27 protein-coding genes are annotated in these 22,792 nt (G+C 48.2%); 5 read left to right on the plus strand and 22 right to left on the minus strand.

The genetic code is table 11. From position 1 onward, the window contains the following. Positions 1-44 precede the first annotated feature (44 nt). The 4 genes from ACN4EK_RS02090 to cysS are packed head-to-tail and all read right to left on the minus strand — an operon-like array spanning position 45 to position 4,122. Positions 45-1,163 carry an NAD(P)/FAD-dependent oxidoreductase gene (locus ACN4EK_RS02090; protein WP_431655734.1) on the minus strand — a complete coding sequence of 373 codons (1,119 nt, stop codon included), beginning with the start codon at positions 1,161-1,163 and terminating at the stop codon, positions 45-47. Between the two features lie 8 nt (positions 1,164-1,171). Further along, positions 1,172-2,245 (minus strand): WD40 repeat domain-containing protein, encoded by a 1,074-nt coding sequence (locus ACN4EK_RS02095; RefSeq protein WP_431655735.1) that lies wholly within the window; start codon positions 2,243-2,245, stop codon positions 1,172-1,174. Positions 2,246-2,277: 32 nt separating this feature from the next. Further along, positions 2,278-2,664, minus strand: coding sequence for a hypothetical protein (locus tag ACN4EK_RS02100; RefSeq protein ID WP_431655736.1), 387 nt, complete (start codon positions 2,662-2,664; stop codon positions 2,278-2,280). Continuing rightward, complete coding sequence (gene cysS, locus ACN4EK_RS02105; protein WP_431655738.1) at positions 2,665-4,122, minus strand: cysteine--tRNA ligase; 1,458 nt, start codon at positions 4,120-4,122, stop codon at positions 2,665-2,667. Between the two features lie 84 nt (positions 4,123-4,206). Between cysS and ACN4EK_RS02110 the strand changes: the two genes are divergently transcribed. Continuing rightward, on the plus strand, positions 4,207-5,154 hold the full coding sequence (locus ACN4EK_RS02110) for a ribulose bisphosphate carboxylase small subunit (RefSeq protein ID WP_431655739.1): 948 nt from the start codon (positions 4,207-4,209) through the stop codon (positions 5,152-5,154). A gap of 166 nt (positions 5,155-5,320) precedes the next feature. Beyond that, a complete protein-coding gene (locus ACN4EK_RS02115; RefSeq protein ID WP_431655740.1) occupies positions 5,321-5,980 on the plus strand; it encodes a hypothetical protein in 660 nt (219 codons plus the stop codon). A gap of 29 nt (positions 5,981-6,009) precedes the next feature. On the opposite strand, the gene hisI is transcribed toward ACN4EK_RS02115, so the two are convergent. The 6 genes from hisI to ACN4EK_RS02145 form a co-directional block, all read right to left on the minus strand. Next, entirely contained in the window at positions 6,010-6,357 is a 348-nt protein-coding gene (gene hisI, locus ACN4EK_RS02120) for a phosphoribosyl-AMP cyclohydrolase (RefSeq protein ID WP_431655741.1), read from the minus strand. Between the two features lie 2 nt (positions 6,358-6,359). After that, on the minus strand, positions 6,360-7,322 hold the full coding sequence (locus ACN4EK_RS02125; protein WP_431655743.1) for a CobW family GTP-binding protein: 963 nt from the start codon (positions 7,320-7,322) through the stop codon (positions 6,360-6,362). Positions 7,323-7,437: 115 nt separating this feature from the next. Beyond that, entirely contained in the window at positions 7,438-8,076 is a 639-nt protein-coding gene (gene folE / locus ACN4EK_RS02130) for a GTP cyclohydrolase I FolE (RefSeq protein ID WP_431655744.1), read from the minus strand. Between the two features lie 99 nt (positions 8,077-8,175). After that, complete coding sequence (locus ACN4EK_RS02135) at positions 8,176-9,291, minus strand: CobW family GTP-binding protein (protein ID WP_431655746.1); 1,116 nt, start codon at positions 9,289-9,291, stop codon at positions 8,176-8,178. Positions 9,292-9,306: 15 nt separating this feature from the next. After that, positions 9,307-10,329, minus strand: a complete 1,023-nt coding sequence (locus tag ACN4EK_RS02140; RefSeq protein ID WP_431655747.1) for a CobW family GTP-binding protein — start codon at positions 10,327-10,329, stop codon at positions 9,307-9,309. A 9-nt stretch (positions 10,330-10,338) separates the two neighbouring features. Continuing rightward, entirely contained in the window at positions 10,339-10,788 is a 450-nt protein-coding gene (locus ACN4EK_RS02145) for a SufE family protein (RefSeq protein ID WP_431655749.1), read from the minus strand. A gap of 144 nt (positions 10,789-10,932) precedes the next feature. Here ACN4EK_RS02145 and ACN4EK_RS02150 point away from each other — a divergent pair, with 144 nt between their 5' ends. Further along, positions 10,933-11,319, plus strand: coding sequence for a hypothetical protein (locus ACN4EK_RS02150; protein WP_431655750.1), 387 nt, complete (start codon positions 10,933-10,935; stop codon positions 11,317-11,319). A gap of 70 nt (positions 11,320-11,389) precedes the next feature. On the opposite strand, the gene ACN4EK_RS02155 is transcribed toward ACN4EK_RS02150, so the two are convergent. The 7 genes from ACN4EK_RS02155 to ACN4EK_RS02185 form a co-directional block, all read right to left on the minus strand. After that, positions 11,390-11,944: a Crp/Fnr family transcriptional regulator gene (locus tag ACN4EK_RS02155; RefSeq protein ID WP_431655752.1), complete on the minus strand. Its 555-nt coding sequence runs from the start codon at positions 11,942-11,944 to the stop codon at positions 11,390-11,392. A 411-nt stretch (positions 11,945-12,355) separates the two neighbouring features. Then, positions 12,356-12,772 carry a DUF1636 family protein gene (locus ACN4EK_RS02160; protein ID WP_431655754.1) on the minus strand — a complete coding sequence of 139 codons (417 nt, stop codon included), beginning with the start codon at positions 12,770-12,772 and terminating at the stop codon, positions 12,356-12,358. Between the two features lie 82 nt (positions 12,773-12,854). Further along, the gene (locus ACN4EK_RS02165) at positions 12,855-13,103 is read right to left on the minus strand and encodes a hypothetical protein (RefSeq protein ID WP_431655756.1); all 249 of its coding nucleotides are present in this window, start codon (positions 13,101-13,103) and stop codon (positions 12,855-12,857) included. Then, positions 13,100-13,681, minus strand: coding sequence for a hypothetical protein (locus ACN4EK_RS02170; protein ID WP_431655758.1), 582 nt, complete (start codon positions 13,679-13,681; stop codon positions 13,100-13,102). Before ACN4EK_RS02170 ends, ACN4EK_RS02165 begins: the two co-directional genes overlap by 4 nt. Positions 13,682-13,694: 13 nt before the next feature. Further along, positions 13,695-15,338, minus strand: coding sequence for a threonine--tRNA ligase (gene thrS, locus ACN4EK_RS02175; RefSeq protein ID WP_431655759.1), 1,644 nt, complete (start codon positions 15,336-15,338; stop codon positions 13,695-13,697). A 477-nt stretch (positions 15,339-15,815) separates the two neighbouring features. Next, on the minus strand, positions 15,816-16,871 hold the full coding sequence (locus ACN4EK_RS02180) for an IS110 family RNA-guided transposase (RefSeq protein WP_431655761.1): 1,056 nt from the start codon (positions 16,869-16,871) through the stop codon (positions 15,816-15,818). An 82-nt stretch (positions 16,872-16,953) separates the two neighbouring features. Then, positions 16,954-17,160: a hypothetical protein gene (locus tag ACN4EK_RS02185; protein ID WP_431655763.1), complete on the minus strand. Its 207-nt coding sequence runs from the start codon at positions 17,158-17,160 to the stop codon at positions 16,954-16,956. Between the two features lie 88 nt (positions 17,161-17,248). Here ACN4EK_RS02185 and ACN4EK_RS02190 point away from each other — a divergent pair, with 88 nt between their 5' ends. Beyond that, positions 17,249-17,998 (plus strand): N-acetylmuramoyl-L-alanine amidase family protein, encoded by a 750-nt coding sequence (locus tag ACN4EK_RS02190; protein ID WP_431655765.1) that lies wholly within the window; start codon positions 17,249-17,251, stop codon positions 17,996-17,998. Positions 17,999-18,067: 69 nt separating this feature from the next. Here the strand turns inward: ACN4EK_RS02190 and ACN4EK_RS02195 are convergent, their stop codons facing one another. The 5 genes from ACN4EK_RS02195 to hemB all read right to left on the minus strand — a co-directional run bounded on the left by ACN4EK_RS02195 (position 18,068) and on the right by hemB (position 22,295). After that, positions 18,068-18,394, minus strand: coding sequence for a hypothetical protein (locus ACN4EK_RS02195; RefSeq protein ID WP_431655766.1), 327 nt, complete (start codon positions 18,392-18,394; stop codon positions 18,068-18,070). A gap of 7 nt (positions 18,395-18,401) precedes the next feature. Next, on the minus strand, positions 18,402-19,238 hold the full coding sequence (locus ACN4EK_RS02200; protein WP_431655768.1) for a metal ABC transporter permease: 837 nt from the start codon (positions 19,236-19,238) through the stop codon (positions 18,402-18,404). A 12-nt stretch (positions 19,239-19,250) separates the two neighbouring features. Then, the gene (locus tag ACN4EK_RS02205; RefSeq protein WP_431655769.1) at positions 19,251-20,015 is read right to left on the minus strand and encodes a metal ABC transporter ATP-binding protein; all 765 of its coding nucleotides are present in this window, start codon (positions 20,013-20,015) and stop codon (positions 19,251-19,253) included. A 9-nt stretch (positions 20,016-20,024) separates the two neighbouring features. Next, entirely contained in the window at positions 20,025-21,125 is a 1,101-nt protein-coding gene (locus ACN4EK_RS02210; RefSeq protein ID WP_431655771.1) for a metal ABC transporter substrate-binding protein, read from the minus strand. Positions 21,126-21,218: 93 nt separating this feature from the next. Further along, positions 21,219-22,295, minus strand: coding sequence for a porphobilinogen synthase (hemB, locus tag ACN4EK_RS02215; protein WP_431655772.1), 1,077 nt, complete (start codon positions 22,293-22,295; stop codon positions 21,219-21,221). A gap of 46 nt (positions 22,296-22,341) precedes the next feature. Here hemB and ACN4EK_RS02220 point away from each other — a divergent pair, with 46 nt between their 5' ends. Beyond that, positions 22,342-22,764 (plus strand): Fur family transcriptional regulator, encoded by a 423-nt coding sequence (locus ACN4EK_RS02220; protein ID WP_431655773.1) that lies wholly within the window; start codon positions 22,342-22,344, stop codon positions 22,762-22,764. Positions 22,765-22,792 lie beyond the last annotated feature (28 nt).

Below are 22,792 nucleotides of genomic sequence, written 5' to 3' on the forward strand. Positions count from 1 at the left end.
AGATGTGTATAAGAGACAGGGACATGGGGGAGTGGGGAGTGGGGTTAACAGAGGCAGTCGTTGTCGCAGCAGGAGAGATCGTCCAGAAACATCCCTTCCTGTCGGTAAACTTTAAGGGGTGTGGGGTCAATGTCGAGACGTTGGGCGATCGCATTGGCAACAACGGCAAAACGCTGGCGAAACTTGTAGATAAAACAGAAGATGACGTTTCCGTGACGCACGGAAGGACCCACTACGAATAATCCAGGAGTGATGGTTGATTCATCTTCTTCAGTTAATCCGGCATAGCCTTCAGACCAGTTAAACAGATGAGCAATTTGCTTTAAACTGCCCTCAAATCCTGTACAGAGAATGGGCTGAGTATGTGACACCCATTTGTTGTATTCGCTATAAACCGCATAGCCACCAGGAACAGTTTTCACCTCTTCGATCGCAGCATTACCAATCAGTTCTAATCGCCCCGTAGAGTAACAAAACTCAATCCGCTGAAGGGTGTAGGGAGATAAGGAAATACTGGGATCAGTATCGGGGTTTGCCCAAATGCCAGTGCGATCTAAAACTTTGACTCGTTTGCCTAATGCAACTAAATTGGACGCGGCATCCATGCCACTTTCATAGCCACCGATGATGATAAATTCATCTCCTTTCAAATGAGTCCAGGATTGAATCCGAGAATTATGTAAACATAAATCTGCACCCGGAAAAGGAGTTAAGTTAGGATATTGAAATTCCCCAGCCGCCCAAATCAGAAATTGGGTTTTGAGGATACCATCCGGAACATGAATCAGGAACCCTCTGCACTGCGATAAAAGTTCAATCTTTTGAACTTCAACGCCGGTATAAACCGGGATCTGAAAGTAATCTGCAACCTTCTCTAGATACTGAGCATATTGGTTGCCCGACAAATGTTCTCGCCGAAAGCTAATGGCAGGAGAGGTTTTGCGGGCGATCGCGTTCAAGTCGAGGTGTCCAAAGCCATGACTGGGGAAGGATGGGGTAATGAAATTCATCTCTTGCGGCCAGCATCGAAAGGACTCGCCAATTTGATGCCGCTCCAGGATTGCAAAATTCTCCAATCCCAAATCCTTCAGCACTGCCCCAACCCCGATGCCCGATGCACCCGCTCCCACCACAATCACATCAAACGCTTCCGGCTTTTCCATACAGTTCATCACCTATTTGTAGACATAGACCAAACCAACAATTCACCCCGTTGTCCGCCAGCGGCTAAGTGTCGTCCCGTCGAGTGCCATGCCAGACAGGAAAACCCTGCTTCCGCTCCTTCCAGTACTTGAGCCGCTTCCAGGGCTGCTTGCCAGAGAATGATCCAGCCATCTTCGGACAGTGAGGCAAGCCATCCCGTTTGGGGTTGAAATGCCACGTCCAAGACCGTATCACTGTGCAGGTCTAACACCCAACTATCCCAACCTTCTGGGGATTGCATCCACATCGTCACCAGTTCACGAGTGGCAGCTGCTAAAATCGGCGGCAGGTCAACCGATGGCGGTAAATCTGCCCATGCTAACTGGCGAATTTTTCCAGGAAAGCCGCGCATGAGAGTTGGCAGGTCGTTTTCATCGGTTGGCTCACGCTGGAGGTGCTGTACCTTTGACCAGTCCAGCACTCCGATACTGTGGTCATGAATGGCACAAGCCAGCAAGGAACCATCGGGCGACCAGGCGATCGCGCTGGCGGGTGCGGTCAACTCCCATTGATAGCGAGCTGTGCTCCAGTCCTGGCTATTCCAGATGTGGATGTTGCTTTTGATGGCGATCGCCAGGTGTTTTCCATCCGGCGACCAGCGAATATCTTGCGGACTGGCAATTCCGATCAAACAGGTCACAGTTTCCGCTTGATCCGCATCCCAAATCTGTACAGTTTTTCCTTGATTAAATGCCAGGTGATTACAGGTGGGATGCCAGACTAGGCGATCAACCCAAGAGCCACATTCCAATGTATCCGCAATTCTGGGCACATCTTCATGCATCTGCCACAGCGTCATGGTGCCATCCTGCCCACCTGCCGCTAACCATTTGCCATCGAATGAAAAGGCTAAGGCATCGATAGATTGACCTGTGGGCTGACATAACGACAGACTCACAAAATTCTTTAACAATCGCACTTCTCCCGACCCAGAGGCAGCCGCTACAGTATTGCCTATCGGTGACCAGGCGATCGCCGTCACGTAATCGGACAGTGTTTCTTTCGCACTTAACTCCAGAATTGATTTTAGGGTTACACTCATCGTCTCTTTCGTATTTTTTAGGTTATATTTCTCTATCGATTCAGTTGAAACTTAATTTCGCGAATCATCATCTCAATCCATGCCAATGTTCCTGAAAGACCTTGCAGCTTAATCGAAAGAGTAAAAATAATTAAAGGAACTGAGACGTAGTAAACCAGCCCCCAATGAATCATTTTGCCAATCGGCTGACGGCGACGACGACGATAAAATACCAGGATAATTAGTGCAAGTGGAGCGATTGTATGAATCACTAAGCTGATCGGTATCGCGATATAAAGTGCAGCCAGCCCTCCCCACATGACCTGATTGCGGATCAGCACATAAATCGCTAGCACAAGCCAACTGAGCGGCCCAGCCCAAACTAAAATTTTGCTCCATTGGTGATTCCATTGCTCAACGTTTCGGTGTGCCATAGCCACTTATCGATGCCAGCGCGTTTGTCCATCGGGTTGATCAATTAAAGTAATGCCCATTGCTCCCAACTCATTGCGAATGCGATCGCTCTCGGCATAGCGTTTTTCCTGCCGTGCCTGTTGCCGTTGTTGCAGCAGAGATTCAATCCAACCAACGTCAATATCTGGCTCAGGGATGGAGGCTGGCTGAACGGCTAAACCTAAGATCTGTGCCAGGTGAGTCAGGGTTTGCAGACGCTGTTGTAACTGTATATCGGTTAGCTCCGACAATCCTTGATAGCAGCGTAAATTGAACTCCCGCTTCAGTATCTTGGCTAACTCAAATAGCACCGCTAATCCTGCTGCCGTATTCAAATCATCGTCCATTACTGTTTGAAAACGATTGACCGATTCAGCGTCCAGTTCACCGGGAATCGGCATCTGGGATGATAAATTCAATCGCTGCCAATCCAGTGTCAGTCCCTCTTTCAGCGTTTGCCAGCCGTTCTCAGCGGCAATGATGGCATCTTTCGTAAAATCCAATGGTTTACGGTAATGGGCTTGCAGCACAAATAGCCGAATTGCCATTGGGTCAACGGGTTGGGGATAGTCTGACCAGTTGCCCTCCAATATGTCTCGAATAGTGGTGAAATTGCCCAACGACTTCGACATTTTCTCACCATTCACTGTCACCATGCCGTTGTGCAACCAGTAGTGGGCTAATGGCTGACCCGTCAACACTTCCGACTGAGCAATCTCATTCTCATGATGAGGGAAGACCAGATCGCCGCCACCTCCGTGAATATCGATCGCTTCTCCCAAGCGTGCCCGAATCATGGCAGAACATTCAATGTGCCAGCCCGGTCGTCCTTCACCCCAGGGAGAATTCCAGGCAGGTTCATCTGGCTTTGCCGCTTTCCACAGCGCAAAGTCAAACGGATATTGTTTTTTGAACTCTGGATCGTTGGGGTCAACTCGTCCCCCTGCCCCCGCCTGCATCTGCTCTAGCTGTCGCCCAGAGAGTTTGCCATACTCTGCAAATTGCCGCACGTTGTAATAGACATCGCCATCGACTGCATAGGCATAGCCTTTCTCGACCAGTGCTTGAATCAGATCATGAATCGCTGGAATATGCTCGGTGACACGGGGATACTCATCGGCATCCAGAATGTTGAGCCGTCGAATATCTCGAAAGTAGGCAGCAATGTAGCGATCGCTCACCGCCTGCATGGTTGATCCTTCTGCCTGAGCACGCTTGAGAATCTTGTCGTCAATATCGGTGAAGTTCTGCACATAGCGCACCGAGTAGCCGCGCCATTGCAAATATCGTCGCACCACATCCCACACCATGTAGGAGCGAGCATGTCCCAGGTGGCAATCGTCATACACCGTCACCCCGCAGCAATACATCGTCACCTGACCGGGATGGATGGGTGAGAACGGCTCTTTGCGGCGTGTCAGGGTATTGTAGAGGGTGAGGCTCATAATGGAAAACTGCTGCCAGGTTCAGAGTGCGGACAAGACCTGTTTCCAGGTATTATTTAGAATGATAATCATTCTCATACTAGCATGGACATCCACAGCATTCCTGCCCCGCCAACTCCCTGGGCACAGCAACTCATTGAACCCGCGATCGATCCCAGTGTTTACATCCATCCATTAACGAATGTGATAGGGGATGTCCGTATTGGCGCACAGGTGCATATTGCACCAGGGGTCTCGATTCGCGCCGATGAGGGAATGCCGTTTTACATCGGAGCCAATGTCAACATTCAGGATGGGGCAGTCGTTCACGGGTTAGAGCAGGGGCGTGTCACTGGCGATGATGGCGACTCTTACTCGGTGTGGATTAGTGACAATGCCTCAATCACTCATATGGCGTTGATTCACGGTCCTGCCTATGTGGGCAAGGGGTGTTTTATTGGATTCCGGTCCACTGTGTTTAATGCCCGTGTTGGGGATGGTTGTATTGTCATGTCCCATGCGTTAATTGAGAATGTGGAGATTCCATCGGGCAGGTATGTGGCATCTGGCTCAGTGATTATCCATCAGCAACAAGCCGATCGCTTACCCAATGTCCAGGAAGCCGATTCAACCTTTGCCCGTCATGTCGTCAGCATCAATCAAAAACTGCGTCAGGGCTACCTCTGTGCCGACGATCAGGTCTGTATCGCCACCATTCGCAATGAACCCAACAGACACCCAACCGTTCAGCTTGCTTCTCGCAATGGACATCACCCATCCTCACCTCTAGATGCTCAAGCGATCGTCTGGATTCGAGAAGTGTTAAGCCAAAAATTTTATATTGGCGTAGAACAGGCGGATACGCGACGGTTTCGGGCAAATTCCTGGTCAGATTGTGGCGTGATTAGAGCAACGCAGGAAGAGGAGGCGATCGCTGCAATAGCACAACTTCTACAACGTTATCCACATCAATATGTGCGTTTGTTTAGCATCAATCCTGGAACTCGACAGCGAGGTGGTAGTTTGGTGATTCAACATCCCCTGGAGAAGTGAAGCAGTCAAGCGGTGGAGGAGAGAAGAATCAATTACCCGATTCTTTCATGATTTTGCTGGAAAATGACCATTAGCGAGTACTGTCCTTTGGTGAAATAAATTAAACTAAAGATTAAATGACATGGCAAATGCGGAATTTGTTCAATTGAAATTGAAGTTATGATCTGTGAAGTTAATACCTCAACAAATCATAATGTTGGAAGCTTTGATTGGCGTAGTTGGCACAATTCTCGGTACTATTTTAGGCTCTCTTCTCACAGTAGCTTTAGCCCGATTTTCTACGAGACATACGATAACCGTAGATCTCATGAAATATATTGCTAGTGCAGAACATTACTATGTGCTTCAGGTGATGTGGGATTTGCGCAATGCATGGCAACAAGATGATGGAAAGCTCTTAGTAAATCACTTTATACAATCGCCTAATCTAAGAACTCCAGAAGAAAGCTGTCATCTAAATAGTCTTACAGACCATCAACATCTTGACATTTATCTCAGATTTCTATCTCAAGTGGTCTATTATTATGAAAAAAACATTATAGACAGAGAACTATTTGAGATTGTTTTTATAGATCATTATTCTTGGTATCTCGACTTTATTGAAGAATTTGTGGAAGTTTTTGAAAAGCGTAAGCTTGAGTTTCATGACATATCTCCTTTACCTTCCTGGGTCGAAGCAACAAAGAAAATATCTATAATCTTACGGCTACATCATCAGGAACCGAGGCGTAAAGCTTCTTTTATCGATTATTTGGAGAAGAGTATGAGCCGCTTTATTCCAGCCAGACAGTTCAAAAAGTCTAAACAACTTTTACATCGTCGCTAAGTTTGCACAAGCATTTCTCTTGATCTCCTTCAGTTTTTTGCTAATTGAATAGTATTAAAGAAACAACTTCTGGCTCCCGTATGGCAGGCAACATTGCCCACCTGCTCAATTTTTAAGAGAAGCGTATCGGCATCACAATCGTAATAAAACGCTTTGACCTTCTGAATGTGTCCAGACGTTGCCCCTTTATGCCACAGTTCTGCACGGGAACGACTCCAGTAATGGGCTTCTCCCGTTTCTAGGGTTCGATAGATCGATTCACGGTTCATCCATGCCATCATCAAGACGGTATTGTCCAGATAATCTTGGGCGATCGCTGGAATCAAGCCCTGCTCGTTGAACTTAATCTGTTCTATCCATAAAAAGGTTTGGTTCATCGTCACGGTTTGGTTAAACAATTATTCAACGTTTGAATCAAAAAGAGAGCATCCAGTTTACGCCCAATCAATACCATTTGATTCTTTGGGGCAACCGTCCATTCGCTATCGTCGATCGTAAACCGCTTGCCACTGAGTTGAAACAGATGTCGTTTAGGGCTTTCAGCGAACCAGAGTACCCCTTTTGCCCGAAACACATTATCAGGCAGTTGGTAATCCAAAAACTGCTGAAATTTCTTCAGGGCTAGAGGGCGATCGCTTTGAAACGATACGGACATAAATCCATCATTGTTAAGATGCTTGGAACTGGGTGTGGGTACTGCCAGAGTTTGAGTAGAAGAACCTGACTCCGCAAGATTGACATCTAAAATTAGGGACAAGGGTACTTTGCCATATTGGGAACGCAAAATCCTAGCTCCTGCTTTAATCGAACCAATATTTCCTTCCAACTTATCCACGTCAGCTTCAGGCAGTAAATCAGTTTTATTCAATAAGATAATGTCACTATAGGTAATCTGACTCATGGCAGCATCACTAAAATAGTGTGCGGGAGTAAAGGTAGACACATCGACAACTGTGAGAATAGCATCGAGTTGAGTCTGTTCCCGCAAATCAGTTCCTAAGAATGTTAGAGCGATCGGCAAAGGATCTGCAACTCCTGTTGTTTCCACAATTAAATACTCAATCCGATCCGATCGTTCTAACACTCGATAAACTGCATCTGCTAAGTTGTCGTTAATGGTGCAGCAAATACAGCCATTTGTCAGTTCAATCATGTCTTCTTCGACAGCGATTAAAAACTGACTGTCGATATTAATGTCGCCAAATTCATTCACTAAGACAGCGACTTTATAGGCTTCAAAGTTTTGCAGAATGTAGTTTAACAGCGTTGTTTTACCACTACCTAAGAAGCCAGTGATGATGGTGACAGGGAGTTTGGTTTTGGTGGTCAAGAGATCAGACATGGAGGGTGGGAAAGGGAGTGGGGAGTAGGGAGTGGGGAGTAGGGAGGTAAAGGGGTAAAGGAGCAAAGAAGCCTTTCACCTCCCCACCTCTTCACCTCATTCCCCTGTTTACTGCTTAATGAAAAGATGGACTATGACGAATCAAATCCATAAATTCCTGACGGGTTCTGGCATCGTCGGCAAACACGCCCTGCATCGAGCTAGTCACTGTCCAGGAACCCGGCTTTTGCACACCCCGCATCACCATGCACATATGAGTGGCTTCCACAACCACCGCAACACCTTGAGGCTTTAGCAAACCTTGCAGAGCTTCAGCAATCTGATGGGTCAGGCGCTCCTGAACTTGCAAACGGCGGGCATACATCTCGCAGATACGGGCAATTTTGGATAAACCGATGACTTTGCCATTGGGAATATAGGCGACGTGGGCGCGGCCCAAAATTGGCAGAATGTGATGTTCGCAGGAGCTAAACAGATCAATATCGCGCACCAACACCATTTCATTGGCATCTTCATGAAACACGGCTCCATTCAACAACTCATCCAGGGATTGATGATAGCCAGAGGTGAGAAATTTCAGGGCTTTGATGACCCGTTTCGGCGTATCGCGCAACCCTTCGCGATCGGGATCTTCACCCATCCCCAACAGGAGTGTACGAACGGCTTGCTGCATTTCCGCTTCAGAGACGGGCGGTTTTGATTCAGTAATCACCGCTTGCTTGCGGATTTCATTGGGTGAAATGGATAGTGTCATGAATGAAATTGGGTTAGGAACATCAGTCGTAAGGATGAGGGGTAAGGCACGCAATACCCCTCCCTCCAGCAGACAACTGCACTGCTGAAAGACTTGGGATCAGGCAAGGCAGGCGGTTAACTGTTGCCGCAATTCGTCTGCATTCAGGTTGCGCCCGATCAAAACCATCTGGGTTTTCGGCGGAGTCCGCCACTCTTCTCCTTGCAGGTCAAAGCGAGGACCGCTGAGTTGAAAGACGTTGCGTAAGTCGCTTTCTTTGAACCAGAGAATCCCTTTTGCCCGGAATACTTCTTTGGGTAACTGTTCTTGCAAGAAGGTTTCAAACTTTTTCACGTCAAAGGGGCGATCGCTCTCAAAAGCAACGGACACAAACCCATCATTGTCCAGATGATCAGAATGGTGATGATGGTGTTCGTGAGGGTGCTGGGTGTGATCGTGATGGTCATCGTGAGCGTGGTGATCATGGTTATCGTGAGCGTGGTGATCATGGTCATGATGATGCGCTTCGTGGGAGTGATCCTGCTGGGTTTGTTCAATCTCTTCCTGAATTAAATTGGCATAGGCTTCTGGGTTGTTATAGCCCACATCTAAAAGCAGTGGCAGCGGTACTTTTCCATGCTGACTGTGCAGGATTCTGGCACCTTCTTTAACCGTATGAATATAAGCTTCCAGGTTCTGGATTTGGTCTGGATCTGCCAAATCAGTCTTATTCAAGATCGTGACATCTCCATAGGCAATCTGCTTGAATGCCGCTTCGCTATCGAAATGATCGGGAGTAAAAGCCTCAGAATCGACAACGGTGACGATCGAATCCAGCCGGGTCATATCTCGCAATTCGGTTCCCAGAAAGGTCAAAATAATCGGCAGTGGATCAGCCACACCTGTCGTTTCAATCACCATATAATCGACATGATCGTCCCGCTCCAGCACGTTATACACCGCATCCACCAAGCCATCATTAATGGTGCAACAGATACAGCCATTACTCAGTTCCAGCATGTCTTCATCCATCGACACGAGTAACTGACTGTCGATGTTAATGTCACCAAACTCATTCACCAAGATCGCAACTTTTAGATCCTGGCGATTGTTCAAAATGTGGTTGAGTAATGTGGTTTTACCACTGCCGAGAAATCCCGTGATAATCGTGACAGGCATTCCTCGTTTGGGAATGTCCAGGGTGCTGGGAGTGGGAAGAGTTGTTGTGTTGGTCATATCCAATTCCTCAAATTAAATCGCAATGCATTCAACTAACTGTGCTTTGATTAATTCAGCATTTAAGTTTCGCCCGATGAACACCAATTGATTACGCTTAGGTGACTGCGATCGCTCACTTTTCATATCGCATCGTTTACCACTCAGTTGCAAAATATGGCGCAGTTGACTGCCCTGGAACCAGACAATTCCCTTTGCACGGTAAACATCAGGAGACAGGTGATCCAGGAAGTTTTGAAACTTGGGTAAGTCGAAGGGGCGCTGGCGCAGTTGCTCTGGAAGCGATTCGCTTTCAAATGACACCGTTACAAACCCATCATTTTCTAGATGATGAGAATGTTTATGGTTATGATGCTCATGAGTCGGTTGGGATGAGTTGAGGTAGGTACTGGCATCATTAAATCCAATATCTAAGATTAGCGGCAGCGGCACCTCCCCATATCGGGTCGAGATGATTCGAGCGCCTGGTTTGATCGAGCCGATGTAGTTTTCCAACTCATCCACAACTTGAGGAGAAACCAGATCGGTCTTATTCAACAGAATAATGTCCCCAAAGAGGAGTTGGTTGAGTGCGGCTTCACTACCATAATGATTAGGCGTAAAGGATTCAGCATCTACGACTGTCAGAACCGAATCTAGCCGCGTAACATCCCGCAACTCTGTACTGACAAAGCTCAACATGATCGGCAAAGGATCAGCAATTCCAGTCGTTTCAACCACAATGTACTCAACTAAGTCATGGCGATCGACCATTTCATACACAGTATCAACCAGGCTTTGATTGATAGTGCAGCAAATACAGCCATTGCCCAGTTGCACCATGTTTTCATCCACAGAAACTAGCAATTGTGAATCGATATCAACATCGCCAAACTCATTCACAATCACGGCAATCTTTAACCCGTGGCGATTGTTCAAAATATGATTGAGTAGCGTTGTTTTACCGCTGCCTAAAAAGCCGGTAATGATAGTAACAGGCATGACACGTCGAGGAAGCCTCACGGATTCTGGACAAACCTGCATGACTGGATTGGACATAATGACTCCTTAAGTTCGCAAGTAAGTCTCAGCCAGATGATAGACCAGCGCTTTCCGTTGCATGGTTTGAAAAATATTGTAAAAACCATTGGCACGAGAAGGAGTCAGGCTAATATCCAGCCCAGTTCGCTGAATGAAATCGGGCTTTAACTGGATGATTTCTGCGGCAGTCAGCCCATTCAATCCCTCGACTAACAGCCCCACTAATCCCTTCGTTAGTTGAGAGTCGGAATCGCCCTGAAAGCTGACCTTGCCCTGCTCCAAACTGGCAGTCACATACACTTGAGAAACACAACCCGGCACCCGATGGGTTGCCACCTTCTGCTCATCAGGAAACGGTGGCAGGCGCTTGGCAAAGCAAAGCAAGTATTCATAGCGCCGCTTCGGTTCCGAAATCTGTTGGAACCGCTGGACAATCCGCTCAAGGGAGGCAGGCAAGGGTTGGGAGACAGGCGGCATACCGTTCTAGAAGTAAGCTATCCATAAAAATGATAATCATTCTCATAATACAGGATCTTTGTTGCTTTGGACGAGTCTTACGCCTTTTATCTAGCAGTGTTGGTAGAATCTAAAAACTTGATGCATGGGTGAAAGAATCTGCGGATGAGCAAAAAGATAGAGCGCCTTCTCCGCAAAGCACTGCTAGACGACAGCGAGATGGCATATTCCCTCTACGAATATGAGTTAGAGGAGCATATTGATTACTGGTACGACGGTCTGAAAGCCGATCACGATGATTTCGTGTTTGTGGTAACAGAAAACTCAGGGCATGTGGCGATGGTGCTGATCATGCCCGATAAAACAGTGTTGGTAAATGAAGCGGCTAGAGCGAAGCTGATAGAATTCTGGCAAAATAATTACAGCATCAATCTGAATCGACTGATTCCGACGATGGCGGATGAATTGGCGAACGATTCGCTCTTCGTCAATGGGGTGAAAACGGTTGACCACAAACCGACAAAGCGAGTGTGGGGTAAGGCAAGATCTTGAATGTGGGGCGATCGCCCTAATTAAGACAGGTAAGGAATCAATAAGAACAACGGGCTAGATATTAGCGAATTTACAAGCTTCGAGGTAAGAACAAGTTTTGCTTCATCCAACAAATCCGACCTTCCTGCTCAAACTGACTCAGCAAACGGGTTACCGTGACTCGTGTAGTGCCTAAAACATCTGCAATATCCTGATGCGTGAGGCGTAGCTGAATCAGTTGACCCTGTTCTAACTCATGACCAAATTTATCAGCCAGCCAGTCTAATAATTGCTGTAATCGCTGGTGAATCTGTCCGCTACGAAGCCGCAGCAAGGTTTGGGTTTGGTGGAGGTGGGACAATAGCACTTGATTCAGGTGACTGCATTGATCAAATTGAAGCGCATGAACCATCACATCGGTTAAGCACTCTATCTCATACGGCTGAATGCAAGCGAGAGGTTGCCCTACGGTGTCTCCCAGCCCCCAAAATCCGAGAGCGATAACGGTGCCATCTTCAGTGAGCGTGTAGCTACGCACTGCTCCAGCTTCAATTTGCCAGAGGAAATTTTCACGCAGTGGAAGATGCTCTCGACGCTTAAATGTGCGTACCTCTAGCTTTGGTGCGATTAGAGTGGGATTAGCCATTGATCAATTGCTCAAGATATCTAAAGGTAGGCGTGACGGGTGATAGCGCTCTGCAACGTTTGTATTACTTGGTGTGCGTGTAGTCACGAAGTGTGCGCTTTGAGAGATCTCGTAGCGTGGACATCGCCCGATCGCCTATGAATTCTGAACTGATTGATAGTTGCAGCAGTCAGATTTGGCATTTCCTGCCTACAATTTGGGCAAAACCAATAGACACCAGAGCTACGAACATGACGTAATAGGTTTCCAGGGCAACAAGGGCAATCATTCATGAGGTCTTCCTACTTTCTAGCTCGATTGAGGATGGATAACGGTGTTGACCTCTCATGGAACGCTCGATCGGTATGCTTTAGGTTATTGATAAATATTCTCAATAAACTCAAAGAGATTCTAGCACAATGAAATGATTTCCTACAGCCTATTCTCGTAATTGCTTTCAGTACATGGGCTTGCAGGTTGGCAGGGAGGGATTCTCGCTAAAATTCCCTTCCTGAGAATATCGGGGCGCTCTTGGCGTGGAATTAACCCGTCCGAACTGCTATGGTATTGTTCCGCCAGTTGCAGAATAGCGATCGCACTTTGGAACGGCGATAAATCGCCAAACATCAATGTGGTTTTATGGGGAACAGCATAGGCAACGACGCAAGGACGATTACAAGCGCTGAGACACTCAACCGGTGCGATCGTGTATTCTGCGGCTAACGTCCATTGCGGTTGGAGGCGCAGCAGATGACTCAGCAGATGATACCCGCCCCGCTGACCCATATAATCTCGTTGCGTTGATGAATACGCACAGGATTTGCAAACAAATAAAGTGTGTTTTGTCATTGTGATTAAATTTTCCAGTGTGCTTTTATTAACTCAGCGAACTTCATGTTTGCGATCGCTGTTGAAGTTTATGGCTGATTGATCAAATCAAGTTACAAATATCGATTTCATCAATATCATTGACGGCTTTATGAATCTTGTATTGCTGAACTGGTGTTGACATTATTGCAATCACCGTCTCAATGGGTGGACATCCCGGCTCTTTACAGGCAAGCTGGCTGATGGAAATCGGAATCCCACTATCCACTTCGAGAATGCGGTAGACCCAGTTCTTGATATCCCGAACTTTCTCTGGGTCGGCTTTGGGTTTGTCTTGGGAAAATAGATTCATGAGATGGGTTGATTAGAGCAAGTTGTTAATCGAACAAACACGAGGTAAATCAGAGTCAGCGAGATCGTCCAGAGGGTTGTATTGATCAAAATGCTATGAGTGATCGCCCAAGTCAGGGTATGACTGCCTGTTAGCAACCAGTCAACGGTCAGAATCAAACTTTCAAACACTGCAAAGCCCAGCAACGCACTTGCCCCTAACCACAAACAATGTTCTTTCAATGTCTTCTGACTAAACTTCGGACGCAGCGATGCCAATGCTGTAACGACCAGGGTTCCCAATCCCAACATCAATCCCCAAAGTAGCGAATCTCCTGACCAGGGATACTGCCGCACGGTGTAGCCATAAACTTGATTCACTAACCAGATCAATAGGGCAACCAGAATGGCTCGTCTAGGTTTGAGGGTGGTTCCGGAGATCGCGCTAAATGCGACAAACGGTGGATGGGGATAGATGATGCTACTGAAAACGCCCATTGCAATCAGCAGGAATGACCAACGGCGATCGCTGGCAACCCGCTTCCAGGTGATTGACCATTGACTCGACTGAGGAATGGTTGGCGTAACAGACTCTTGCATTTTTCCTCCTGTCTTACATTTGTTGTCGGTTCATGATTGCTTGCTGCATTTTTTCCTGAAGTTCTGACAACGTTAACGATCCGAGTTCTCCAGATTGACGAGTTCGCACGCTCAAGGTCTGGTTTTCCACTTCCCGTTTCCCAACAACCGCAACGACCGGGACTTTTTCCAATTCTGCGGTGCGAATTTGTTTCCCCAACCGTTCTCCACTGGAATCGACTTCAACCCGATAGCCCAGTTGTTTTAATTGCTGGGCGATCGCAGTTGCATAATCCCGCTGCTCATCGCTTACAGGCAGCAATCGGACCTGGACTGGAGCCAACCAGAGGGGAAAGTCCCCGGCATAGTTTTCAATCAAGATGCCGAAGAAGCGTTCGAGTGAACCGAAGATGGCGCGATGAATCATAATCGGACGCTGGCGGGAACCATCGGCTGCTACGTAGTCCATGTCAAAGCGTTCTGGTAAATTGAAATCGACTTGAATCGTGGAACATTGCCATTGACGGGCGATCGCATCTTTGATCTTGATGTCAATTTTAGGACCATAGAACGCACCACCCCCCTCATCCGTCACATAATTCCAGCCCTTTGCATCTAAGGCTTGAACCAGCGCATCCGTCGCTAATTCCCAAATGGCATCCGTACCCACAGACTTGCCAGGACGAGTGGAAAGGTATACTTCGTACTCAGTAAAGCCAAAGTCCGACAGGATTTGCTCGGTCAAATTCAACACGCCCAAAATTTCGTCCGCTACCTGTTCGGGCAGACAGAAAATATGAGCATCATCTTGAGTGAAGCCACGCACCCGCATTAAGCCGTGCAGTGCCCCCGATCGCTCGTAGCGATAGACGGTGCCTAATTCTGCCCAGCGAATCGGGAGTTCCCGGTAAGAATGCAAATGACTTTGGTACGTCAGTACGTGAAACGGGCAGTTCATCGGTTTTAGCTGGTACTGCTGCGTCTCAATCTCCATCTGGTCAAACATATTCTCACGGTAAAAATCGAAGTGCCCCGATGTTTTCCAGAGATCAAGATTGGCAATATGCGGCGTGTAAAGCAGTTCATATCCGGCATCTAAATGTGCTTTACGCCAGTAGTCTTCAATTAAGAGCCGCATCCTCGCCCCTTTCGGATGCCAGAAGACCAGTCCCCCACCTGCATCCTCCTGGATGCTAAATAAATCAAGTTCTTGTCCCAATTTGCGATGGTCGCGACGTTTGGCTTCTTCTTTCTGGGTGAGATACGCCTGTAGTTGTTCGGGTGTTTCCCAGACTGTGCCGTAAATCCGCTGTAACTGCGGTTTGGTTTCATCCCCTCGCCAATAGGCTCCAGCCACACTTTCCAAAGCAAAAGCATCGGGGTTAATTTCACCCGTGGAGTTGAGGTGAGGACCTGCACACAAATCCCACCAGCAATCCTTGCCCATCTGTTTCTGAGTCAGGGTGTCCGCTGCGACGTGAAACAAGGAAGCCTCTGCCACACCTTGCAGGGTATCTGCACAACCAATAAAGTAACGCGTGATGGGTTCATCAGCAGGAATGCTGTCGAGAATTTCCAGCTTGTAGGGTTCGTGAAGTTGCTCAATTTCTGCCCGAATTTGTTCGCGATCGACTGCTTCTCGAATGATCGGCAAATTGGCATTGATGATGCGGCGCATCTCGGTTTCAATCTGAGTGAGATCGACTATGAAGCCGTGGGGGTGTCAACAAATCAAATTTCCCTTTCCAAGCAGCCCGGTTTTCTGGATACAGAAATGCATCTACTCATTTGTATCCAAATTAAATTTAGTCTTAGTTCTCTGTTCGTGCTTCTTATTCTGTTATTAGTTTTCTAACCACTCAGTTCTCTGAATTCATATTTTCCTTTGATTAGTTTTATATCATTTCTTGATTCAAACCTGGTTGAGTTTACTCGACTATCCGAGGTGTCAACGCTATTATTTACCGATGCGTTGTCTCAAGAGTCCTTACAAAAGGTCCAGGCTTATTCGTTAGGGCAATCTTATTTGAACAAGAATCAGCAGATTAGCTCCCGCTACAAGCTCTGGGTAAAATCGCCAATCAAGGCTAACTGTCAAATCACAACCAAATCTAAACCAACCGAATGCTCGCTTCGCTTCAGTCTTGACTCAACCCTAAGCCACAACTGGTTGAATCCTGGCTTTCGCCTCATCCCATTTCTCCTGCTTGCGTAACAGCACCCAGCACCGCACCAATAACTTGCGAGCCAGAGCAATAATCGCTTGCTTCTTGCGCGTCTTTTGTCCTCCACAAAGGCGTTTGTACACCGCCGCTGCCCAAGGGTTGTAGCGCAACATTGCCCACGCTGCCTCGACCAATGCAGCTCGCAGGACTCTCGGTCCGCGTCGAGTGATCTTGCCCATCCGATTCGTCTCCCCAGACTGATGCTGTCTAGGGACTAATCCCCCATAGGCACTCACTTGACGGGCATTCTGGAACCGTTTCGGGTCATCCAGATACGCCACCACGACTTCCGCCGTCTTGCGCCCGACCCCTGGAATGCTTTCCAGCAGTTGCACCCGCTTGTCTGTCTTGGCAATCTGAGTTAATTGCTGATCCACTTTGTGCAGTTCTTCCCACAACCGATCCAGTGCAGCTAACTCCAAATCTAACTGTCCTCGCCACAGGCAAACTCGATCGCATTCGGCAAGCGGTTTGCGGTAGGCACTCAAGGTTGCGATTCCTGCAACGGTCCAGGCTCGATTGCCCACTGGAATACTGATGCCTTGCTGGACAAACAACGACCGAATGCTGTTCTGCACCTGGTTGGTGCGGCTCACTAATTTCTTGCGGTACTTCACCAGTTGCCGATACTGGCGAGTTTCAATCGATGGCACATGCACGGGTACAATTTGTCCAATCGCTGCCAGTTTTGCTAGTTTCAGGGCATCATCTCGATCTGTTTTACGCTTCACATGTTTCCAATGCCACGCTTCCCCGTTGGGGTTCGCAACCAGCACCTTGAACCCTTGCGCCACACTCAAGTCGTACACCCACCCAGTCAAAGCGCATGCTTCAAAGACGACCAACTCTGGCTGGGTTTGCCCGAGCAATTGCTCAAATTCCTTCGCTTGACTGGTAAAGGTGAAGTAGAGCGTATCGTTGGTCTCAGTTTCGAATAAGCAGGCGACGGACTTGTATTTGCCTAAATCAATCCCTAGAATTTTCATAGCTTTTGTCCTGGGGTTGGAGATACACACAACAGGTCAATCTTGATTTGGTTTGATTGTCCTGGTTTTTCCAACCCACGGCTTACATGGATTCTTTAGGGGTGAAGGGGGTTTGACGATCGAAATCATAATAGAAACCAGTGTCTGTCCAGGGTCCGATCGTCACTTTTGTCTCTGGGAACAGCGTTTGCACTGCCATTGCCAGCACATGGGCACAGGTATGACGAAGCCGCCGCAACATTTCAGCGCTGGTTGGGTTGGGAGGGGACTGAAGAACAGAACTGCTCATAATCGATAAAAATGATAATCATTCTCATATTATAATCACTTAGCCGAACGCAAAAACTCAGCTCTTCAGTTTTCTGGACTTCAAATTCGTGAAATTTCATTGGCAATTCGTTGGCTGTTTTGGACTGATCTGGCTGCAAGCCGCTGTGGTAATCGCTCAACCGTCCCCCTCATCGCCTGCTGGTGAGACGATGACTGTTCCCAGCCACTCAGTCCCAGAAAGGATAGAATCTGCACCAATAGTCCCAGTTCCTTCCCCCCAACCAACCAATCTTCTACCCCAGCAGCGCCCAATCGTAGTAGTCGATCCAGGGCATGGGGGTCCTGACCCTGGTGCCGTTGGAATTGGCGGGATTTATGAAAAAGACATTGTATTAGACATTAGTTTACAAGTCGCCAGTTTGCTGGAGAATCAAGGAATCCAGGCAATCCTGATCCGACAGACGGATGTAGATCTGGGTTTACAACCGCGTGTGGATCTCGCCAACCGCGCGCGTGCCACCCTCTTTGTCAGCATTCATGCCAATGCCATCAGCATGAGCCGTCCGGAGGTGAACGGGATTGAAACCTTTCATGTTGCGGGTAGCAGAGAGGGACAACGACTGGCAGAACATATTCAGCGACAACTATTGGCAGGTACCGGAATGCGCGATCGCGGTGTGAAACGTGCTCGCTTTTATGTTCTGGTTCGTACCGCGATGCCTGCGGTGCTGGTGGAGGTTGGCTTTGTGACGGGTCAAGAGGATGCCATACGACTCAGCGATCCAGCCACTCGCACCCAAATGGCACGGGCGATCGTGCAGGGCATTCTTGATTATCTCGCAAACAACCAACCATGAACTGTAAGACTTTAGCTTCATTGAATCAGCAGTTTCGTTCACAAAGTGTCTCCGCAGGAGAATCGCCCCTCACTCTGGAAAGAAAAACTCTGCTGAATCTTCATCCACGGGTTCACGATTGCGGTAATATGCCTTTAATTCTTCCGGGCTGACGGAATTCTCGGTGGGATTCTCAAAAAATGCCTTGATGCGGATATAGCGCCGTAAGCCCTCTGCTCCGGCATCTTCCCGCGTAGCCTCTTTGAAATCATCTGGGAAGGTTTCACTCACCTTAATCCAGGCTTCCTGCAAAATATCCTCGATTTCAGCACTGGGAGCCTTGTCCAGCAAGGTTTCCAGTGCTTCCAGAATCTCGATCGTCTGCAAAATTTCGGGAGTGATATCAGATCCAGACATTGCACGTTTACCCATGTCCTAAAGCACGTAATCGGGGCAATGCCATTGTCGTTAGAAAAATCACTAACTGGGTTGCCACAATACTGGGACCAGAAGGCAAATTAAACGCCGCTGAAATCAGCATCCCAACCACAGCACTCAACGCCCCTAATCCTGCTGATAGCACCACGTAGTTGGTGAATGTTCGGCTCAGCAGTCGGGCAGCACAGGCAGGAATCACCACAAACGCACTCACCAGCAACACCCCGATCGCCTTGATCGAAATGCCCACTACCAGCGACAGCAAGACAATAAAGGCGGTACGATGAGCCGAAACCGAAACTCCACGGGCGATCGCGAGTGGTTCATGCAGGGTCAACAACATTTGCGTTCGCAACGTTAACCCAATAAATACCGTACACGCAATCAATAACAAACCACTAAAGACTAAATCCAGTTCTCGTACTGCCAGAATGTCACCAAACAGCAGGTTATTCAGTCCACCTTTGTACTGTCCGACAAAGCTGAGGACAATGACAGCGATCGCCAGGGATGAAGAATAAATGATATTCAGCAGTGCGTCTGTCCATAGGCGAGTCCGTTCTAACAGATATGTCACTCCCAGGGCAAAACAGACGGCAAAGGGCAGCAATACAACGGATGGATTAATGCCGATCAGTAAGCCAATGCTGATACCCAACAAAGCTGAATGCCCTAATGCATCACTAAAAAAAGACAATTGGCGCAGGATTGTGAAGCTTCCCAGCATTCCACCCATTAACCCCGTGAGAATGCCACCCAAAAGTGCCCGTTGCATAAAGGGAAGTTGAAACAGTTCGATGATACGGGTGAGTTCGGTAGGCATAAGGGAATAGAGTTAATGCTGATGGCGATAGCGGACAAATTCAGACCCATAGGCAGCCGAGAGATTATCGGGGGAAAGGGCGACCTCTGGAATTCCCTGACAAAGTAACGTGCGGTTCAGGCAGATAACGCGATCGCAGTGTCGCCGCACCATATCTAAGTCATGAGAAATTTGCAAAATTGCCCAACCTTGCTCCCGTTTGAGTTGGTATAGCAGTTGGTAGAATTCTGACTCTCCCCGCACATCTAATCCTGCCAAGGCTTCATCTAGAATCAACAGACGACGGGGACGCACCAGACAGTAGGCTAGAAGAACTCGCTTAGTTTCGCCTCCCGACAGCCCACTGATTAACTGATGCCTGAGATGGGCAGCATCGACCCGTGCTAACACCTCTCGAACAGCAAGGCGGCGCTTGCGGTGGTCTTTCCAGGGCACCTGAAACCCTAATTGATCCCATCCCAGTCCCACCAGTTCTTCAACGGTGATGGGAATACGGCGATCAAACAGGAAATTTTGTGGCAAATAAGCAATTTGCTGGCGGATGGCAGGCGCGAGAAAACCTCGACGAGACAGAGGCTGTCCCAGGATAAAGACATCTCCTGCTTGCCGGGGCAAAATGCCCAGAATCGCTTGCACCAGCGTACTTTTACCCGCACCATTCGGACCCACGATCGCCGTATCGGTACCTGTCTCCAGGGAAAAGGAAACATCCTGCACCGCCGCAAAGGTTTCTCGATAAACTGTGAGTTGCTCAACCGATAACACGATTTCTCTCAAGCAACCCTCCTAAAATCGAAAGCCAACAGTTTGTGGCACGATGGCAACCTTGGAAACTGAAGTCGGTAAAAACGATTGAGTAGACTGCCCTCCGAAGGCAGTGGTTAAATTCGTCACGTTCTGACGCATTACAGCGAAATAATGGTCAGGCTGCGTTCCATCTGCCCCAGCCGTTTCCATGGGGTCAAAATAGCTCACCTGCACATTCAAATCCTTTGCCAATGCAGAGAATGGATTCCCAACCGCTTGGGGTTCTGTGAGCAAGGTCTTGAGGTTTGATGCCTTGACCGCATTGATGACGCGCTTCACATCATCAGGCGAAGCATTTTCTTCAGGAATCCCGACCAGAAACTGAGCTTTGAGGTTATACCGCTGGGCAAAGTACGGGGCAAAATCGTGATAAGTGACAAAGGTTTTCCCGGCAAAGGGCTGAAATTTCTGACTAAATTCCTGGTCTAACTGCTGGAGCTTAGCAATGTAAGCGGCTGCATTCGCCGTGTAGGTTTCTTTACCCTCTGGGTCAGCCGCAATCAACCCATCTCGAATGTTCTCCACCTGCTGAATTGCCCGTTTCGGATCAAGCCAGATATGAGGATTAAATTCTCCGTGATCATGTCCGACTTCTGCCTTTTTCTCTTCGGCTCCATGCCCGTGATCATGCCCTTCAATCGATTCAGTTGTGATGGTTTGAATGCCTTTACTGGAATCAATTACCTTCAGATTGGGATTCTCGGCATTCTTGACCAAATCATCCAGAAATTCCTCCAATCCCAACCCATTTTCTACCAGAACATCTGCTTTCGCTAACTTTTGAGCATCTTCTGGTTTCGCCTGAAAGTCATGGGGACCCACATTCGTTGGTAGCAGTTGCGTCACCTCTGCCCGATCGCCCGCCACAGCTTTGGTAAAATCCGTAATGGGAATGAAGGTTGTCACCACGACTAACCGTTTAGCAGGTGATGAAGACTGGGCTTGCGGTGATCCTGAATTGGTGGTTGGTGCATTGGATGCACAACTTCCTAAGCTCAGGGCGATCGCAGACATCACAGCAATAGACAACCGACGAACGAAATTGCTGGATGGTTGTAGTCTTGTTTTTGAATCAATCATCTGAAAATATCCTCACGTATTTACAGCAGTTTTTAGTTTGATGAGATAGGGAGTGTGGAGTAGGGAGTAGCCCCATTCCCTATTCCCCACTCCCTACTCCCCCTTCTGCAACATCAACGCCACTTCTTTGGCAAAGTAGGTCAAAATCAAGTCGGCTCCGGCACGTTTCATGCTCGTCAGCGTTTCTAAAATCACCTTCTGCTCATCAACCCAACCCTGTGCCGCAGCGGCTTTGATCATGGCGTACTCACCACTAACGTTGTATGCTGCGACTGGTAAATTGGTGTGCTGTTTGATTTGGCAGATGATATCTAGATACGCTAGCGCTGGCTTCACCATGACAATGTCTGCACCTTCTGCAATGTCTAAATCGACTTCTTTGATCGCTTCTCTGGCGTTTGCTGCATCCATCTGATAGGTTTTCTTATCGCCAAACTTAGGTGCTGAATCCAGGGCATCCCGAAACGGACCATAGTAAGCAGAGGCATATTTGGCGGAGTAGGCGAGAATGCCCACGTTGATCCAGCCTTCCTCATCCAGCGCTTTGCGAATCGCTCCGACGCGACCATCCATCATGTCGGATGGGGCAACAAAATCGGCTCCGGCTTCTGCCTGAACGAGTGCCTGCTTCACCAACACGGCAACCGTTTCATCGTTGAGAATCGTGCCATCCTGCACAATGCCATCATGTCCCTCACTGCTGTAGGGGTCAAGAGCCACATCGGTAATGACCAGGATATCGGGAACGACTTGTTTAATGGCTCGTACCGCACGCGGAATTAAGCCATCCGGGTTATAGCTCTCAGTTCCGGCATTGTCCTTTTGTTCGTAGGGAATCAGAGGAAAAAGCGCGATCGCCCCAATGCCCAACTCATCCGCCTGCCTTACCTCATCCAACAGCAAATCCAGTGTGTAGCGGTAGCAACCAGTCATCGACGGTACTTCTTCCCGCTGCCCTTCTCCTTCCATCACAAACAGCGGATAGATCAAATCTTCGACCCGCAGAACATTCTCCCGCACCATCCGACGCAGGGTTTCAGTTCGCCGTAACCGCCGGGGACGATGGGCGATCGCTAGCGCAGTGGATCTGGCTTGGCATCCAGAATCGGTGGGATCAGTTTCTGTCTGAGGAGTTTGGAGTACAAGCGTTGAGGTTTCAGTCAGGCTCATAGTATAATGAGAATGATTATCATTCGCTTATTCTACAGCACTCGCCGTGAAAAGTGACTCATCCTCTCAAGAAAGTGCAACCCATTCACCTCGTCTGACTCACAATCAGCAAGCAGTGCTCGATGTGCTGCACCAGCAAGCAGATGCCATCTCCGCTCAGGAGTTATACAGTCTTTTGCGAGAACGACAGACGATCGGGCTAGCAACCGTGTATCGGGCATTAGAAACACTGAAATTGCATGGATTGATCAAAAGTCGGATGGGGACAAACGGCGAAGCGTTCTACAGTCTCGTTACGCCTGATCAGCACTACCTCACTTGTTTGCAGTGTGGTCAGTCGTTTCCACTGGATCACTGCCCGGTACAGGAATTAGAAACGCACTTACAGCCTTCAGTTCCGTTCAAGGTTTACTACCACACCTTAGAGTTTTTTGGACTCTGTGAACCCTGCAATCATCAAATTCCTTAATGATTGCGCGGTTTATATTAAAACTAAT

Origin of the sequence: Pantanalinema rosaneae CENA516 (genome assembly GCF_050753385.1) — a bacterium.
GTDB classification, from domain to species: Bacteria; Cyanobacteriota; Cyanobacteriia; order Leptolyngbyales; family Leptolyngbyaceae; genus Pantanalinema; species Pantanalinema rosaneae.